Annotated in this window: 11 protein-coding genes and 3 tRNA genes; 7 read left to right on the top strand and 7 right to left on the bottom strand. The window is 61.0% G+C overall.

Annotation, left to right across the window (positions count from 1 at the left end; translation table 11 throughout):
- The first annotated feature begins 135 nt into the window (after window positions 1-135).
- The gene (locus tag MCB86_RS11785; RefSeq protein ID WP_045160763.1) at window positions 136-1191 is read left to right on the top strand and encodes a DUF2333 family protein; all 1056 of its coding nucleotides are present in this window, start codon (window positions 136-138) and stop codon (window positions 1189-1191) included.
- A gap of 38 nt (window positions 1192-1229) precedes the next feature.
- Here the strand turns inward: MCB86_RS11785 and MCB86_RS11780 are convergent, their stop codons facing one another.
- The 4 genes from MCB86_RS11780 to MCB86_RS11765 all read right to left on the bottom strand — a co-directional run bounded on the left by MCB86_RS11780 (window position 1230) and on the right by MCB86_RS11765 (window position 5598).
- Window positions 1230-2570: a sigma-54 dependent transcriptional regulator gene (locus tag MCB86_RS11780; RefSeq protein WP_045160764.1), complete on the bottom strand. Its 1341-nt coding sequence runs from the start codon at window positions 2568-2570 to the stop codon at window positions 1230-1232.
- 110 nt (window positions 2571-2680) lie between these two features.
- Window positions 2681-4273, bottom strand: coding sequence for an ATP-binding protein (locus MCB86_RS11775; protein ID WP_045160765.1), 1593 nt, complete (start codon window positions 4271-4273; stop codon window positions 2681-2683).
- A complete protein-coding gene (locus MCB86_RS11770) occupies window positions 4263-4499 on the bottom strand; it encodes a PP0621 family protein (RefSeq protein WP_045160766.1) in 237 nt (78 codons plus the stop codon). Before MCB86_RS11770 ends, MCB86_RS11775 begins: the two co-directional genes overlap by 11 nt.
- Before the next feature lie 97 nt (window positions 4500-4596).
- Complete coding sequence (locus MCB86_RS11765) at window positions 4597-5598, bottom strand: outer membrane protein assembly factor BamD (RefSeq protein WP_239611058.1); 1002 nt, start codon at window positions 5596-5598, stop codon at window positions 4597-4599.
- A gap of 283 nt (window positions 5599-5881) precedes the next feature.
- Between MCB86_RS11765 and rluD the strand changes: the two genes are divergently transcribed.
- The 6 genes from rluD (at window position 5882) to MCB86_RS11735 (ending at window position 10800) form a co-directional block, all read left to right on the top strand.
- On the top strand, window positions 5882-6856 hold the full coding sequence (gene rluD, locus MCB86_RS11760; RefSeq protein ID WP_045160768.1) for a 23S rRNA pseudouridine(1911/1915/1917) synthase RluD: 975 nt from the start codon (window positions 5882-5884) through the stop codon (window positions 6854-6856).
- Window positions 6853-7587, top strand: coding sequence for a peptidoglycan editing factor PgeF (gene pgeF / locus MCB86_RS11755; protein WP_239611056.1), 735 nt, complete (start codon window positions 6853-6855; stop codon window positions 7585-7587). Before rluD ends, pgeF begins: the two co-directional genes overlap by 4 nt.
- 185 nt (window positions 7588-7772) lie before the next feature.
- A complete protein-coding gene (gene clpB / locus MCB86_RS11750) occupies window positions 7773-10343 on the top strand; it encodes an ATP-dependent chaperone ClpB (protein ID WP_239611054.1) in 2571 nt (856 codons plus the stop codon).
- A 214-nt stretch (window positions 10344-10557) separates the two neighbouring features.
- Window positions 10558-10633: transfer RNA gene (locus MCB86_RS11745), tRNA-Asn, on the top strand.
- Window positions 10634-10642: 9 nt separating this feature from the next.
- Window positions 10643-10719 (top strand) — tRNA-Pro (locus MCB86_RS11740).
- 5 nt (window positions 10720-10724) lie between these two features.
- Window positions 10725-10800 (top strand) — tRNA-Lys (locus tag MCB86_RS11735).
- Between the two features lie 157 nt (window positions 10801-10957).
- On the opposite strand, the gene MCB86_RS11730 is transcribed toward MCB86_RS11735, so the two are convergent.
- From MCB86_RS11730 to MCB86_RS11720, 3 genes are all read right to left on the bottom strand, one after another.
- Entirely contained in the window at window positions 10958-12253 is a 1296-nt protein-coding gene (locus MCB86_RS11730; RefSeq protein WP_239611052.1) for an NAD(P)/FAD-dependent oxidoreductase, read from the bottom strand.
- A gap of 59 nt (window positions 12254-12312) precedes the next feature.
- Window positions 12313-12486, bottom strand: coding sequence for a DUF3094 family protein (locus MCB86_RS11725; protein ID WP_045160772.1), 174 nt, complete (start codon window positions 12484-12486; stop codon window positions 12313-12315).
- Between the two features lie 166 nt (window positions 12487-12652).
- Window positions 12653-14938 (bottom strand): DUF1631 domain-containing protein, encoded by a 2286-nt coding sequence (locus MCB86_RS11720; protein ID WP_045160773.1) that lies wholly within the window; start codon window positions 14936-14938, stop codon window positions 12653-12655.
- Window positions 14939-15192: the final 254 nt, after the last annotated feature.

The following is a 15192-nucleotide window of genomic DNA, read 5'->3' as shown; positions in this document are numbered from 1 at the left end:
AAAGGCGCTGTATAAGCGGTCTGGTTCTCATTATGGGGCTTGCTGTGGATGAGCTGCGTTATAGTGGTTCACACGCCGTAACGCTCCCCGTTACCGGTGGTCGAATCTTGAACTCCGAAAGAAGGACAGACGCCCATGTTGGACTGGAAGAACCGCTTTGGCCGCCTCGGCTCATCGGGAAATACCGCCAGAGCGGAAGGGGCGACACGTAACCCGCTAGTGCTGGCTCTCGCCGTGGCGATCGGACTCTACTTGCTGGTTGCGCTGCTGGTGGGCTGGTACTGGAGCTCTGAGCCCGACCGTTTCCCAGTGCAACAGCATGTGCGGCAAGCAGCCGAAACGTCACAACGGCAGATCGTCAACGGCTACACCACGGTCGAAACGCTCAGGCAGGTTGCCAGCACCCTGCTGGACAAGCCGGGTGGCTACCTGACCAACGACATCGCGCCTCCCGGCCTGTGGCTGGATAACATGCCCAGCTGGGAATACGGCGTGCTGGTTCAGGTTCGTGACCTCAGCCGTGCGCTACGCAAGGATTTCGCGCGTTCCCAGTCCCAGTCTACTGAGGATGCCGACCTGTCCAAGGCCGAACCCTTGTTCAATTTCGACAATCGCAGCTGGGCGCTGCCGGCTAGCGAATCGGAATACCGTAACGGCATCCGCTTCCTGGATCGCTATTTGGCACGCCTGAGCGATCCCGCGCCCAAGGCGCAATTCTATTCGCGCGCCGACAATCTCAATAACTGGCTGGGGGATGTAGGGACCCGGCTGGGGTCGCTGTCGCAGCGACTGTCGGCCAGCGTCGGCCGGGTACGCCTGGATGCCCGCGTGGCACCTGAGTTGGAACGTGAAGGGGTACAGCAGGTGGTCGAGGAGCAACGCGTCGAGACGTCCTGGCTGCAGATCGACAACGTGTTTTACGAAGCGCGAGGGCAAGCTTGGGCCTTGTCGCATCTTCTGCGTGCCATCGAAGTGGACTTCGCTGACGTGTTGGCCAAGAAGAACGCGGCGATCAGCGTCAGGCAGATCATTCGTGAACTCGAGGCGGCACAGGAGCCGCTCTGGAGTCCGATGGTGCTCAACGGCAGCGGTTATGGTGTGCTGGCCAACCATTCGCTGGTGATGGCGAACTATATCTCGCGGGCCAATGCGGCGATCATCGATCTGCGCAATCTGCTGTCGCAGGGGTAAAGCTCAGGCGGCTCTTAGGGGCCGCCGCCGCTTGCGGTTCAATCCAGTCCGAGCTTCTTCAAACGGTAGCGCATGGAGCGGAACGACAGGCCCAGACGCTGGGCCGCCGCGGTGCGATTCCAGCGGGTTTCCTCCAGTGCCTGCATGATCAGCTTGCGCTCGATTTCCTCGAGGTGGTCTTCGAGATTGTCGATCTGCGCAAGGCTTGCCTCGCCGTTTTCGGCTATGCCCGGCGCGTCGGACAGGCGCAGATCGCTGGGTTTGATTTCCTCACCTTCACAGAGTGTGTAGGCGCGCTCCAGCATGTTTTCCAGCTCGCGTACGTTGCCCGGGAATCGATAGCTCTGCAGTTTCGCCAGCGCATCGGGATGCAGGCGGGCGGCCGTATCGCCACATTCCTGGGCGAGGCGACGGAGCATGACCTCGGCCAACTGGGCAATGTCTTCGCGGCGCTCGCGCAGCGGCGGCACACGTAGCTCGATGACATTCAGGCGATAGTACAAATCCTGGCGAAAACGCCCAGCGGTGACTTCGTTGGCCAGATCCTTATGCGTAGCGCAGAGAATCCGTACATCGACCACGACTTCCTTGGACCCGCCAACCGAACGCACGGCTTTTTCCTGAATGGCGCGCAGCAGCTTCACTTGCATTGGCAAGGGAAGGTCGGCCACCTCATCGAGAAACAGCGTGCCACCATTGGCTGCCTGGAACAGACCCGGTTTGTCTTCCATGGCACCGGTGAAACTGCCTTTCTTATGCCCGAAGAACTCGCTTTCCATCAATTCCGACGGGATCGCACCACAGTTGACCGGAACGAATGGACGTTCATGACGTGGGCCCTGCTCATGGATCAGCCGTGCCACCAGTTCCTTGCCGCTGCCCGACTCACCGCTGATATAGACCGGCGCCTGGCTGCGCGCCAGTTTGCCGATCTGCTTGCGCAGCACGTTCATAGGGGGCGAGGCGCCGAGCAAGCGACTATCGACCGTCAGCTCGTTGGGGTTCGGATTACGCAGCCGCAGCGCGGTGTTGACCAGTTCGCGTAGCCGCCCGAGATCCACCGGCTTGGTCAGAAAATCGAAAGCTCCGGCCTTGAGCGCACCGATGGCGGTGTCGAGGCTGCCATAGGCGGTGATCATTGCCACGGGCAGGTGCGGATACTGCTGCTGAATGAACTGCACCAACTCCAGTCCGCAGCCGTCCGGCAGACGCATGTCAGTCAGGCATAAATCATAGTGCTCGCGCGCCAGGCACTCGCGAGCTTCCTTGAGATTGCGGGCGCTGCGGGTGTCCAGCTTCATGCGTCCAAGGGTGATCTCCAGGAGTTCCCGGATATCGGGTTCGTCATCGATGATCAGCGCTTTCTGGCGGGCGGTCATGGTCTCGGTCTTTTAGCTGACGGGTGGCGCGGGGCCGCAATGTTAACGCTACAGTGCGTGCTTTGTACCGCGACCGTGGCTGATTGTGACCTGTGCCTGCTTGGCACGCCTCAGCTCAGCTTACGCGGATGCGCGAAAACGATGCGAAAACAGCTGCCACCCTCATCTCGTTCACGATAGTCCAGGCGTGCTTGATTGCTTTCACAGAGTTCTCGTGAAATATAGAGCCCCAGGCCCGTGCCCTTGTTCTCTGTCGTGAAGAAGGGCTCGAAGATATTCTGCAGTTGCTCGGACGGCACACCGGGCCCGTCGTCGAGGACCTCGAGCACCGGCAAATCGCTGGTCTCATCGCGGAATACCTGCAGCCATACCTGCGCCTGGCCATTTTTCTGAGCACTGTAGCGCAGGCCGTTCTGCACCAGGTTGGTCAGCACCTGGATCAGCTGGTTCGGATCCATGCGAGTCTGCAGCGAGCTGCCGCGGGTTTCCACGTGTATGCGCTGGTCAGGCGGCAGCGACTCGCGAAATTCGCTGGCGAACCGGTGTACCCAATACTTTAGGTCCAGCAACTGCGGTTCGGCTTGCCGGCGGCGTGACAGCTGAAGCACGTTCTCGATGACCAGATTCATGCGTCGAGAATGATCCTGAATGATCTGCGTCAGACGCAAATCGCCTGCATCCAGCGCGTCGGATTCCTGTAGCAGCTGCGCCGCATGACTGATTGCGCCGAGCGGATTGCGGATCTCGTGGGCGATGCTGGCGGTTAGTCGGCCGAGCGAGGCGAGCTTGAGCTGCTGGGCCTTCTGCGCGATTTGCGAGGTGTCTTCAAGAAAAATCAGGGTGTCCTGCTTTACCCCATGCTGCAGCGCGGCGAAGCTTGGTTGCAGCGTGGCGCCGTCCGGCGTTGCCTTGAAGTTGCGCGGGCGCAGGGTTGGATTGTCGCGCCATTGCTGAAGCGCTCTGATCAGCTCGGGGCAGCGAGGGGCCAGACGCTCGCCGGTCAATGATTGCTGGCCGAGCAGCTCAAGTGCGCCTTGGTTGGCCAGCAGCACGCGCTCCTGCGGGTCGAGCACGATGATCCCGGTGCGCATACGCTGCAGGATCTGGGCATTCAGCGCTTCGAGATTGGCGACTTCCTCGGCACGTTGGCGGGCGAGTGTTTCGCTGACCTGCAGCCGTCGAGTCAGGCCTTGCACCAGCAGCGCGGCGGCAAAGCATAGCGTGCCCAGCGCCGCGGCCTGGACGTACTGACTGCTGGCCGCGGTGTCGCTGAGGCTGAGGTAGAAGGTCAGGTAGATGAGGCCGGTCGCGGCCACCGCGGCGATGAAAAAGCCGATGCGCCCGTGCAGCAGAATGTTGGCGATGGCGACTGCGACAATCAGCAGGTTGCCGATCCCGCTGGGTGTGCCGCCGGCGAAATAGAACAGTGCCGCGAGCAGGGTGACGTCCAGCAGCGCGAGCGCCAGCACCGGCAGCTCCCGCTTCGGGTTCTGCAGCAGCACGGCGATGAGGATGTTGAGAATCAGATAGAGCCAGGCGCCGTGGTAAAACGCCGCCGGGTTGATCATGCGCATCAGGTCGTTGTGCAGGTCGCTACTGATGAGCAGGACCAGCACGAGGCCGATCGCGACGCGATAAAGATGGTAGAGCCGAAGGATTCGCCGGCCCTGGAGGCCGAGAAACGTCAGGCGCTCAGTTCCCACCCGATTGACGGTCCTGTTCCAGGTGGGCCTGACTGCAATACCAGCGCTCTTGGCTCTGCAGCGCCTGTTCACGCGGCAGGTGCACGCCGCACTGCGCGCAGCGAACCGTCATCACGGTGGTTTCTTGCGGTTTACGGGCCGTAGTGGGCTTGCTCGTCAGTCGACGCCAGAGCCAGAACGCTGCGGCAATCAGAACGATCCAGAACAACAGGCGAAACAGACCCATATTTCTACTTCCTGGCTAAGCCATGCGGGCCTGCCGATCTGGCAGGCTCCGTGCGTGGTGGTGCACTCTGGTCGATGTTGCCGGTATCGTGGGCGTCTCAGTCGAACAGGCCGAAGGTCAGATAGCTCCACCAAGAGCGGCCTTCGTCTTGTTGTTCATTTTCCGCTCCAGCATCCCTCAATACCGGACGCAGCTCATCCGGAAGATCCTGGGCGGCGTTCTCATACTGACGTACCACGTCGCGGTTGGATTGCGAACTGTCCGGGGCCTTATTTTCCGTTTCGATCAGGCCGAGGGTGGCGCGGGACAACCAGCTCCGATTGTCGGCTTCCTGCTGGCGAGGCACGAACTTGCCGTCTTCCAGGCTTGGATGTTCCGGGTAGTTGAGCTTGAGCGTTTCCAGGCTGGTGTTCGCGAGGTCGTCCAGCCCCAGGCGCTGGTAGGCTTCGGTCATGACCGCCAGGCCATCGCCAACGGCGGGGGGACCCTGGAAGTTTTCTACGATGTAACGCCCGCGATTGGCAGCGGCGACATAAGCCTGGCGGCGCAGATAATAGTCGGCGACATGGATCTCGTTTGCGGCCAGCAGGTTGCGCAGGTAGACCATCCGCGCCTTGGCGTCCGGCGCGTAGCGACTGTTCGGAAAACGTGTGGTCAGTTGAGCGAATTCATTGAACGAGTCGCGCGCGGCGCCCGGGTCACGCTTGGTCATGTCCAGCGGCAGAAAGCGTGCAAGCAGGCCGCGATCCTGGTCGAAGGAGGCCAACCCTTTGAGGTAATAGGCATAGTCGACACTAGGGTGCTGCGGGTGCAGGCGGATAAAACGGTCTGCGGAAGAGCGAGCGGCTTCTGGCTCTGTGTTGCGATAGTAGGCGTAGATCAGTTCCAGCTGCGCCTGTTCGGCGAAACGGCCGAAGGGGTAGCGGGATTCCAAAGCCTTCAGTTTGTTGATAGCGCTGGTGTAGCTCTTGCTGTCCAGGTCGGCCTGCGCCTGACGGTAGAGTTCCGCTTCGCCGAGGTTTTCGCTAATAGTTTCGTTGGACGAACAGGCAGCGGTAAGGGCGAAAATGGCGATCAGCAGCAGGTGTTTCACTCGCATGGCGGCTTGCGTCCCTGTGACGGCTGGCTGTCTCGCGCGGAGCCGTCCTGTTATGATGGGCGCCCCGGCTGGCCGGGACAAAGACGCCGTATTTAAACACAAGCGTGTTGTCGAAACCAAAGCCCCACCTGTGTCTCCGTCGAAGAGGTTCCTTGGCGGGTTGCCCAACCATGCGGCATGCCAGTCGACCCGAACATCGCGACCATTGTCGCGCGCAGTTGCCGATCGCCTGTCTCGTCGAACCGCATTATTGCCTCTCCCTATTTATGAAGCGCCCTTAATTATGTCCACGATCTCCACCCAGGCCATTCATCTCCGCGCCGAGGTGCCGTTCGCCCTCGGTGGACAGCGCCTCGATCAGGTCGCGGCTCAGCTGTTTTCTGAGCATTCCCGGTCACGCCTCGCCGCATGGATCAAGGATGGGCTACTTACGGTCGATGGCGCCGCGCTGCGCCCGCGTGACACGGTGCATGCCGGCGCGGTTCTGGAATTGTCTGCCGAACAGCAGGCACAGGGTGAATGGGTGGCCCAGGACATTCCGCTGGATATCGTCTTCGAGGACGAGCACATCCTCGTATTGAACAAGCCGTCTGGCTTGGTGGTGCATCCCGCCGCCGGTCATGCCGATGGCACCCTGCTCAATGCCCTGCTGCATCATGTGCCGGACATTATCAATGTGCCGCGCGCCGGTATTGTGCATCGCCTGGACAAGGATACTACCGGGCTGATGGTCGTGGCCAAGACGCTGCAGGCGCAGACGCGTCTGGTCGAGCAGCTGCAGGCGCGCAGCGTCAGTCGCATCTACGAGGCCATCGTCATTGGCGTGATCATCACTGGTGGCACGGTCGATGCGCCGATCGGGCGCCACGGTCAGCAGCGTCAACGCATGGCTGTGGTCGAAGGCGGCAAGCCCGCCGTCAGCCATTACCGCGTGCTCGAACGCTTCCGTTCGCATACGCATGTCAGGGTCAAGCTGGAGACCGGCCGCACGCACCAGATCCGTGTGCACATGACGCATATCGGCTATCCGCTGGTGGGCGATCCGCTGTACAGCGGGCGCTTCCGCATTCCGCCGGCGGCAAATCCGACCATGGTGCAAACGCTGCGCGATTTCCCGCGCCAGGCCCTGCACGCGCGCTTCCTCGAACTCGATCACCCGGTCACGGGGAAACGGCTGAAATGGGAGTCGCCATTGCCGGACGATTTCGTCTGGTTACTCACCCTGCTGCAGCAGGACCGTGAGGCGTTCGTCGGGTGAGCGACTGGCCAGCGGACTGGATCCGTCCCGAGTGGCCGGCGCCTGCCCGCGTGCGGGCGTGCGTCACGACCCGTGGCGGTGGGATGAGCCCGGCGCCTTTCGATAGTTTCAATCTGGGCGACCATGTTGGCGATGCCGCGGATGCAGTGGCTGCCAATCGTCTGAATTTGCGCCGCGTGCTCGGTTGCGAGCCGGCCTGGATGAGTCAGGTTCATTCGAATATCGCAGTCGAAGCCGATCCGCGCGGCTGTCCTACCGCCGATGCCAGCTGGACGGGCGCGCCGGGCATCGCCTGCGCCGTATTGACCGCCGACTGTCTGCCGGTGCTGTTTTGTGACCTCGTCGGGGCCCGGGTCGCGGCCGCGCATGCGGGTTGGCGCGGGCTGGCCGCGGGCATACTCGAGGCTACCGTTGCATCCATGAGCATTCCTGGCACACAGCTGATAGCCTGGCTCGGCCCAGCGATCGGACCCGAGGCCTTCGAGGTCGGTGCGGAGGTGCGCGAGGCGTTCGTGTCACAGCATGCCGTCACAGCCGAAGCCTTTTCCCTCAGCCGCAACGCCGGCCGCTACATGGCTGACATCTACCAGCTCGCCCGCATCCGTCTGGCCGCTTGCGGCGTCACGGCGGTGTTCGGTGGCGGCTTCTGTACGGTCAACGACCCGCGTTTTTATTCCTATCGCCGTTCTGCCCGCACCGGTCGCTTCGCCAGCCTGATCTGGCTCGACTGAGCGCCGGTTCTGTTTCGGTGCCTCCGCTGAGGCGGCCAGGTCGCGCGGTGCGTCGCCGAGATGACCTGCGTCAATGCCATTCGGCTTGAATCTCCAACAATCAACCTCATCTAAGTTCCATCTCGCAGGCTTTTGTCGAGGTGCGATTGAGTGCGCCGGCCTGCCAAACCAGAAAGGGTGATTACATGCGTATCGATCGATTGACCAGCAAGCTGCAGCTTGCGCTCTCCGATGCCCAATCCATCGCCGTCGGCCTCGACCATCCGTCTATCGAACCGTTGCACTTGATGCAGGCGCTGCTCGATCAGCAGGGTGGTTCGATCCGGCCGCTGTTGATGCAGGTGGGCTTCGATATCAACGGCTTGCGCCAGGCGCTGACTAAGGAGCTGGATCAGTTACCCAAGCTCCAGAACCCTACGGGCGACATGAACATGTCGCAGGATCTGGCGCGCCTGTTGAACCAGGCTGACCGACTGGCGCAGCAGAAGGGTGACCAGTACATCTCCAGCGAACTGGTGCTGCTCGCCGCGCTGGATGGCAATACCCGACTGGGCAAGCTCTTGCTGGCCCAGGGAGTGAGTAAGAAAGCACTGGAAAACGCCATCAGCAATCTGCGCGGTGGCGATGCGGTCAACGATCCCAACGCCGAGGAGTCGCGTCAGGCGCTGGACAAATACACCGTCGATATGACCAAGCGCGCCGAGGACGGCAAGCTCGATCCGGTGATCGGTCGCGATGATGAGATCCGCCGAACCATTCAGGTGCTGCAACGGCGTACCAAGAACAACCCCGTGCTCATTGGCGAGCCTGGCGTCGGCAAGACCGCGATCGTCGAAGGTCTGGCCCAGCGCATCGTCAACGGCGAGGTGCCGGACGGGCTCAAGGACAAGCGTCTGCTGGCACTGGACATGGGCTCTTTGATCGCTGGCGCCAAGTTTCGCGGTGAGTTTGAGGAGCGTCTGAAGGCGGTGCTCAACGAGCTGAGCAAGCAGGAAGGGCGGGTCATCCTGTTCATCGACGAGCTGCACACCATGGTCGGTGCCGGCAAGGCCGAGGGCGCCATGGATGCGGGCAACATGCTCAAGCCGGCGCTGGCCAGAGGCGAGCTGCATTGTGTTGGTGCGACCACGCTCGATGAGTATCGCCAGTACATCGAAAAGGATGCGGCGCTGGAGCGGCGTTTCCAGCGCGTGCAGGTCGATGAGCCGAGCGAGGAGGACACCATTGCCATTCTGCGAGGCCTGAAAGAGCGCTACGAAGTGCACCACGGCGTTTCCATCACCGACGGCGCGATCATCGCTGCGGCGAAACTGTCGCATCGCTACATCACCGACCGGCAGCTGCCTGACAAGGCCATCGATTTGATCGACGAGGCGGCCAGCCGCATTCGCATGGAAATCGACTCCAAACCGGAGGAGCTGGATCGCCTCGATCGCCGCCTGATCCAATTGAAGATCGAGCGTGAGGCGCTGAAGAACGAGGACGACGAAGCAACCAAGAAGCGTCTGGCCAAGCTCGATGATGAAATCGTCAAGCTGGAGCGTGAATACGCCGACCTGGAGGAAATCTGGAAGTCGGAAAAGGCTGAAGTGCAGGGCTCGGCTCAGATGCAGCAGAAGATCGAGCAGGCCAAGGCCGATCTGGAGGCTGCGCGGCGCAAGGGCGACCTGTCGCGTATGGCCGAACTGCAGTACGGCATCATTCCCGATCTGGAGCGCAGCCTGCAGATGGTCGACCAGCACGGTAAGACCGAGAATCAGTTGTTGCGCAACAAGGTCACCGACGAGGAAATCGCCGAAGTCGTTTCCAAGTGGACCGGCATTCCAGTGTCGAAGATGCTCGAAGGCGAGCGCGAGAAGTTGCTCAAGATGGAAGACCTGCTGCATCAGCGCGTAATCGGGCAGCACGAGGCAGTTGTCTCGGTCGCCAACGCGGTGCGTCGTTCGCGCGCCGGACTGGCAGATCCGAATCGTCCCAGCGGTTCCTTCCTGTTCCTTGGCCCGACCGGCGTGGGCAAGACCGAGTTGTGCAAGGCGCTGGCCGAATTCCTCTTCGATACCGAGGAGGCGATGATCCGCATCGACATGTCGGAGTTCATGGAAAAGCATTCGGTCGCACGTCTGATCGGCGCGCCGCCGGGGTACGTCGGCTACGAGGAAGGCGGTTACCTGACCGAGGCAGTGCGCCGTAAGCCTTATTCGGTAGTGCTGCTCGATGAGGTCGAGAAGGCGCATCCCGATGTGTTCAATATTCTGCTGCAAGTGCTTGAGGACGGCCGCCTGACGGATAGCCATGGGCGTACGGTGGACTTCCGCAACACCGTGATCGTGATGACGTCGAATCTGGGGTCGACCCAGATTCAGGAGTTGGTGGGTGATCCTGATGCTCAACGCGCAGCCGTGATGGATGCGGTAAGCAATCACTTTCGCCCCGAGTTCATCAACCGTATCGACGAGGTGGTGGTGTTCGACCCGCTGGCCCGCGAGCAGATCGCAGGTATCGCGCAGATCCAGCTCGGTCGTCTGCGGCAACGCCTGGCAGAGCGCGAGCTCAGCCTGGAGCTCAGCAACGAGGCCATGGACAAGCTGGTTGCCGTTGGCTACGACCCGGTCTATGGTGCGCGACCCCTGAAACGCGCCATCCAGCGCTGGATCGAGAACCCGCTCGCGCAGAACATACTGTCTGGCGCGTTCGAGCAGGGTTCTTCCATCGTCGGCAAAGTGGAGGGCGACGAGATCCGCTTCGCCAAAGCGTGAGCCTGGCAAAGAGCCGCCCATGCGGGCGGCGCTGAGGTCATTGCGACGGGCTCGTTGCCGTCGCTCGACGGGAGGGCTGAGGTAACTCGCAAAGCATTGTAGTAAATCGCATTTTTTCTGTTGACAGGCGCGTCGAGAACCGTAAAATGGCGCGCCTCTGAGGGGGGTTTGCAAGGCGGCACAGCAAACCATCCAACGAGCTGGAAGTGATAGTTCCGCGATAGCTCAGTCGGTAGAGCAAATGACTGTTAATCATTGGGTCCCAGGTTCGAGTCCTGGTCGCGGAGCCAATTTCCAATCGGGGTATAGCGCAGTCCGGTAGCGCGCCTGCTTTGGGAGCAGGATGTCGGGAGTTCGAATCCCCCTACCCCGACCAATTTTGGGTCGTTAGCTCAGTTGGTAGAGCAGTTGGCTTTTAACCAATTGGTCGTAGGTTCGAATCCTACACGACCCACCAAACTGCCTTGCAGAAAGGCATGAGAACCGGAAGATTCCGAGCGAATCTTCCGGTTTTTTTATTGCCTGCCAATTATTTCGCGGTCACCCGGTCATGGTTGCGCCATGTTCTGCCGGCACCGTCCTCGTGTAGGGCGGTGCTGGCTCTGTGCGTTCGGTCAGTGCAGCTTGAGGCGGGGTACCGTGCTGGTCGTGAGCTTGTCACCGATCATCATCAGCCCTGTGCGCGCGACTCCGTACAGCGCGATCTGGTGCATTCGGTACAACGAAACATAGAACATCCGGGCCAGCCAGCCCTCGAGCATGACATTGCCGGTGAGGTTGCCCATCAAATTGCCGACGGCGGAAAAGCTCGACAGGGAAATCAGGGAGCCATAATCGCGGTAGCGATAACTGGGCAGGCTCTGCCCTTGGAGTCGTCGGGCGAGCGATTTAGCGAGCATGGAGGCCTGCTGATGTGCGGCCTGTGCACGCGGTGGTACGTTGCGGTCGCTGTCCGGTTGCGGGCAGGCCGCGCAGTCGCCGAAGGCGAATATGTTTTCGTCTCGCGTGGTCTGCAGGGTTGGCAGTACCTGCAATTGATTGATTCGATTGGTTTCCAGGCCATCTATTTCGCGCAGGAAGTGCGGTGCTCTGATGCCGGCCGCCCAGACCTTCAGCGTAGCTGGTACGAAGTCGCCATTCTTGGTGTGCAATCCTTCATCCGTCACTTCACTGACTGCGGCGTCGGTGAGCACGCTCACGCCCAGGTCGCGAAGAGTCTGGTGTACCGGTTGGCTGATGCGCTCCGGTAACGCTGGCAGAACACGCGGGCCAGCTTCTATAAGCGTGATATGGACGTTTTCCGGCTTGATGCCGTCCAACCCGTAGGCGGCGAGTTCGCGCGCGGCGTGGTGCAGTTCCGCGGCCAGCTCGACACCGGTAGCGCCAGCACCGACGATGGCCATGTCGATGGTGCTGTGGTGACCTTCGCTGGCGTGGGCGCGCATGTAACGGCTGAGCAGTTGGCGGTGGAAGCGTTCGGCCTGCTCGCGGGTGTCGAGGAAAATGCAGTGCTCGACCGCGCCCTTGGTGCCGAAGTCGTTGGTAGTACTGCCGACTGCGATCACCAGGGTGTCGTAGCTGAGCGTGCGAGCCGGCACCAGTTCGACGCCATGCTCGTCGAACGAGGCGGCGAGATGTACGCACTTGCGTTCCCGGTCCAGGCCACTCATACGGCCCATCTGAAACTCGAAGTGGTTCCACTTCGCCTGGGCGACGTAATTGAGCTCATCGGCGGATGAGTTCAGCGAGCCGGCGGCCACCTCATGCAATAAAGGTTTCCAGATATGCGTCAGGTTGGCGTCGATCAGCGTGATGCGGGCCTTGCCGCGCTTGCCCAACGTTCTACCCAGGCGGGTGGCAAGCTCCAGGCCGCCGGCGCCGCCGCCGACGATTACGATGCGATGTGTCATGAAATGAACTCATAAGGCTTTGCGGAATTCGGTCGTCATCTGGGCGAGGAACGGCTTGCTCATAACACCAGATGGCTCAGGAAGCGGCTCAGCAGGCCTAAGCCGGCGACCACGACCAGTACCAGCACAAGAAGCAGCCAGGGCCGAAAGGGCCGGCGCTCGACTTGATGCTGCGGCGCGCTGAGGTACTGATCAACGCGTTTCTGGTCTTCGGGATTCAGGCGGCTGGGCATACGCACCTCGAAAGGGAATGCAGGCATTCTAGCGGTGCGACGGTAAAAGCCAAGCGCGATGGCAGAACGCCTGAGGCTTCGGTGGAATGGCGGGACGGTGTGGGGCGGTGGTGCGGTTTCAAAAATTGCACGGCATGCAGGCTTTTTCCTGCATGCCGTGTGGGGGCTATCGACCGTTATTTTTCAGGTTTCGAAGGTTGCCGATCACGGATTCCAGTGCGCGGTCGAAGAGCAAGGCATCGTTGAGCAGGCGTATGGCGTTGCGACGGAACTCGATGGCGAGTCCCATCCGGGTCTTTTCCAGGACCTTCATGCCGGTGCGATTGACGAAAATGTATTTGCCCGTGGGTTTGATCACGGCGGCCAGCTTGCAACGAAGCTTGTGGTCCTCGTCTTCCTGAAATTCGACCCAGCTGCCGACGCGCAGATTGTCAACCTGGATCAGCGCTTCGTCATTATCAGCCAGGTTGATTTCGGGCTCCTGCTCACGACTTTCGCCGGGAGCCAGCAGGACGATCTCCTCGTTTACCTCGACCATTGCGGGAACAGCGGTCTCATCGGCGTGATCTTCACGCGGAGGTAGCTCCAGCTTGTCTCCGGTGAGGATCTTGTCGCGAGCGAGCGGATTTGATTGAGCCTGCTGCGCCGGCGGGTTGAGTTGCTGCAGTGTCTGTACGTGCAGCGCTTCGAGTCGGGTGAAGAAGTCGCTGGTGGAGAAGGGGTCGAACGCCGCGCTGACCAGTCCTTCACGAAGGTTCTTTAGCAGGCTTGGAACCAGCTCAAGCAGCTGTTCCCGGGACTCGGGATCATCATGCGGTGTAACGCTCCAGATTAGATCGTCCATGGTGGCAAGAGCGGCCTGCCACTGCTCGGATTGGGTGCCATGTTTCAGGCAGGTCAGCAGCAACACTTTGCTCCAGGCTTCCTGCAGCAGGCGGACGACCACCTCGGGGAGGGTTTTGCCAAGCAAGCGCTGGTTGAGCGCGTGCTCCACTTCCTGACGGGCCATTTCGGCCTTGGCGCGTCCTTCCTCAGCGTCGCGTGTGCGCTGTTCGAGAAGCTCGCTGCGTCGGCGCTCGTCACCTGTGAAGGCAAGGAAATCGGCAAGCAGCTCGGAAAAGATGGCAGGGTCGTCGACGAAATCGTTCAGCAAGCGAGACACGACCTGCTCGATCTTCTGGTACAGGCTGTCGCGTTGGGCTGCGTCCTGATCGACCCAACCCATGGCGGCTGAGGCGATCTCGTTGAGCAGACGGCGTGCCGGATGACTGCCACGGCTGAAGAAGGTCTTGTCGAGAACGGCAACCTTCAGTACAGGGATCTGCAGGCGTCCGATCAGGGCCTTGAGTGAGTCGGGCAGGGTGCGGTCGTCGAGAATGAATTCGAACAGCATCGACACCAGATTTATGACGTCTTCGTCGACCTCGCCGACCACGCGTGATTTGCCGCTCTTGGCGCTGACACGATGCAGGAGCTGCTCGAGCTGGCTCTGCAGATCGTATTCATCGATCTGCTGAGGTGCGCGTGACTGAAGATGCGACAGCAGGCGCATCAGGTCATTGCTGGAAATCGGTACGGCGTCGCTGGGCATGTTGCGAGCTGGCAGCGCGCTTCCACGCAGCTCTGAAAGCAGCGCCTGCAGGGTGCCGAATGCTTCCTGGGCGCCTTCATCGGCGAATGCCGGGGCCTCGCTGAATCCTGTGCCTGAGCGCGGTGCGCTGCCGCTCGAGGCACCGGGGCGGCCATGCGAGCGGCGCGGCTGGGCGGATTGCAACTCTGGAAGGATGCCGGCTGCGACCAGTGTCTGGTTCGATTCAGCGTAGAGCTGGTCAAGGTCCGTCAGCACGTAGCGCTCGAACAACTTGAGAATGATCAGCTTGACCTTGATCTCAACGCCCAGGCTGCGGCAGGCCTCGAGGAAGTATTCACAGAGTTGCTGGGGGCCGAGCGGGTTGTTCTTGTCGTCCAGCTTTCTGCTGACCAGCACATTCATGCGAGTGGTGAGGTGGCTGAGTGACTGGCTGGCGCGGCTCATGACCTTGGCGACCATGGTGTCGATCGCGACCGACTCTTCCAGCTCGTCGTTCTGCACCAGTGCCAGGCTTTCAAAGGATGTTTCCGGCTGTGCCGGTTTGCCGATTTCGTACTGGTTGAGCTTGGCGAACGACTCGAAAACCTGCTGCAGGAAGCCGCGCTCGATACCGCGGCGCTTCATGCGCAGGTCGCGCATGGCCTCGAAGAACGCATTCTGTTCGGCATTGCTGGTGGCGCGATCGGCGATTTCAAAAAGTGAGTCGTCGGCGTTATCGAACAGGGTTTGCAAGGCCAGGCGCAGCTGCTGTGCCGCTTTGTCGCGCACGCTGATGAGCGCGACAGGTAGTCTACCTGCCGGCGAGGTCGGCTTTTGCTCAGGGGCGGCCTTGAGGTGCACCACTTTCGCATCGGTTCGCATCGAGACTCTCCGGTCGCCTGTGATTCAGGCGCTCAACACCGCGTAGCATGCCGCTGATCACGGGCAGGGGCAACGGCTTGTCAATTCGGCAAGGGTTCGCCATTTCCGTGGCGCCAATTTACGGGTCCATTATATGCACCTTGTTAATAAGCCTAGCGCGGATTTGTTATGGACATGATGCAGCTCACACATACTCGCCAAATTCCTACAGGCGGTCGGAAAAGTCATGAGACGGTGGCATTGGCCTGACGTCA

The sequence above is a fragment of the Pseudomonas sp. KSR10 genome (genome assembly GCF_022355455.1).
Lineage (GTDB): Bacteria > Pseudomonadota > Gammaproteobacteria > Pseudomonadales > Pseudomonadaceae > Stutzerimonas > Stutzerimonas stutzeri_E.
This window is presented reverse-complemented; position numbering and strand designations above follow the sequence as displayed.

Excerpts from the sequence above, each read along its gene's own strand:
- MCB86_RS11780 (WP_045160764.1), bottom strand. The coding sequence starts at position 2,570 with ATGACCGCCCGCCAGAAAGCGCTGATCATCGATGACGAACCCGATATC.
- rluD (WP_045160768.1), top strand. The coding sequence starts at position 5,882 with ATGTCCACGATCTCCACCCAGGCCATTCATCTCCGCGCCGAGGTGCCG.
- MCB86_RS11720 (WP_045160773.1), bottom strand. The coding sequence starts at position 14,938 with ATGCGAACCGATGCGAAAGTGGTGCACCTCAAGGCCGCCCCTGAGCAA.
- clpB (WP_239611054.1), top strand. The coding sequence starts at position 7,773 with ATGCGTATCGATCGATTGACCAGCAAGCTGCAGCTTGCGCTCTCCGAT.
- MCB86_RS11785 (WP_045160763.1), top strand. The coding sequence starts at position 136 with ATGTTGGACTGGAAGAACCGCTTTGGCCGCCTCGGCTCATCGGGAAAT.
- MCB86_RS11730 (WP_239611052.1), bottom strand. The coding sequence starts at position 12,253 with ATGACACATCGCATCGTAATCGTCGGCGGCGGCGCCGGCGGCCTGGAG.
- MCB86_RS11725 (WP_045160772.1), bottom strand. The coding sequence starts at position 12,486 with ATGCCCAGCCGCCTGAATCCCGAAGACCAGAAACGCGTTGATCAGTAC.
- MCB86_RS11770 (WP_045160766.1), bottom strand. The coding sequence starts at position 4,499 with ATGGGTCTGTTTCGCCTGTTGTTCTGGATCGTTCTGATTGCCGCAGCG.
- MCB86_RS11765 (WP_239611058.1), bottom strand. The coding sequence starts at position 5,598 with ATGCGAGTGAAACACCTGCTGCTGATCGCCATTTTCGCCCTTACCGCT.